This is a genomic window from Streptomyces sp. GbtcB6 (genome assembly GCF_019091475.1).
Lineage (GTDB): Bacteria > Actinomycetota > Actinomycetes > Streptomycetales > Streptomycetaceae > Streptomyces > Streptomyces hyaluromycini.
Genome location: NZ_JAGXJL010000150.1, coordinates 1 through 1670, shown reverse-complemented (window position 1 = coordinate 1670; position 1670 = coordinate 1). Strand labels below are relative to the sequence as shown.

Here is a 1670-nt window from a genome sequence, read left to right as displayed (position 1 = left end):
CCCTCCCGCACCAACGCCACCGCCTGCTCAACCCCCGAATGAGCAGCAAGGACAGCCTCGACCTCACCCAGCTCGACACGGAACCCACGGATCTTCACCTGCTCATCCGCACGCCCCACAAACGCCAGTTGACCGCTGCCGTCGGGCAGCCATCGAGCCAGGTCGCCGGTGCGGTACATCCGCCCACCCTCACCGAACGGGCACGCCACAAACCGCTCCGCCGTCAGGTCCGGCCGGTTGACATACCCGCGCGCCAGACCATCCCCCGCGACATACAGCTCACCTGTGACACCTGCGGGGACCGGCCGCAGATAGGCATCCAGCACGTAGGTACGGACGTTGGGAAGCGGGCGACCGATCGCCGGCGCAACATCCTCACCCGTAATGCCCTCCTCCAAGAGAACCGCAGTGGTGATGACCGTGTCCTCGGTGGGGCCGTAGGTGTTCCACACCCGGGCACCCGCACGCCACTTCGCCGCCAGACCGGCCTCCAGCCGCTCCGCACCCAGCACCCAGTTCCCGATCCCGGAAACGTCCCCCGGCTCCAGCACCCCCAGCAACGACGGCACCACACTGGCGACCTCGACACCGGAAGCTTCCAGCATTCCGGCCAGCGCTGAGGGATCCAGCCGCTCGTCCGCCGACGCGATCGCCAACGTGCCACCCGCAGCCAGCGTCACCGCCACGTCCAAGACAGATGCGTCGAAGCTGAACGACGCGAACTGCAAGGCCGTCACACCCGGTGCCGCACCCAGGACAGGGCGCATGGCGGTGGCCAGGTTCGCCACGGACACGTGGGCCACGGCGACACCCTTCGGACGCCCCGTCGAACCCGACGTGTAGATCACATAGGCCAGCTGCCCGGCGCCAACGTCCGGCAAGTCGCCCGTCTGGCCGTCCAGTTCATCGAGACGGACAGTGAAGACGTCCTCCGGCAGGCGGCCGACGGTCTCGTCCGAGACCAGCACCGTCTCGGCGCCGCTGTCGGCGACCATGTACGCCAGCCGCTCGGACGGATACTCCGGGTCCAGCGGTACGTACGCACCACCCGCCTTCCACACCGCCAGGATCGCCACCACCATCTCGACCCCACGCGGCAGACACAGCCCCACCCGCGACTCCCGACCCACACCACGCCCCACCAACCCACGCGCGATCGCATCCGAACGCGCATCCACCTCCGCATAGGTCAACGAGCGGTCGCCCGAGCGAAGCGCCACCGCCGTCGGCGTGAGCACCGCCCACTCACGGAACCGCTCCACCACCGTCGACGCATCCACGTCCTGGTCCGTCGCGTTCCACTCGGCCACGACCGCGGTCCGCTCAGCCTCGTCCAAGACCTCGACGGCGCCCAGCCGCAGCTCCGGGTCGGCCGCCACATGCTCCAGCACCCGCACCAACCGGTCCGCCAGCCGCCGAACCGTCCCCTCGTCAAACAGGTCCGCAGCGAACAGGATGCCGCCACGCAGGCCATCCGCAGAGCCGTCATCAGAGTGACGTTCGCTCAGCGATAGGGAGAGATCGAACCGAGCCGCAAGATCCTCCGCCGGCGGGGCCTGCTCGACTGTCAGACCTTCCAGCTCCCAGCGCGGTTCCGGCACGTTCTGGAGCGCCAGCATGACCTGGAACAGCGGATTACGCGCCGCCGACCGCACCGGATTCAGCTCATC

At 68.7% G+C, this 1670-nt stretch carries 1 protein-coding gene; it reads right to left on the bottom strand.

The genetic code is table 11. From position 1 onward, the window contains the following. The coding region (locus tag KVT45_RS54900; protein ID WP_217562609.1) for an amino acid adenylation domain-containing protein at positions 1 to 1670 on the bottom strand (1670 nt) is incomplete at both ends.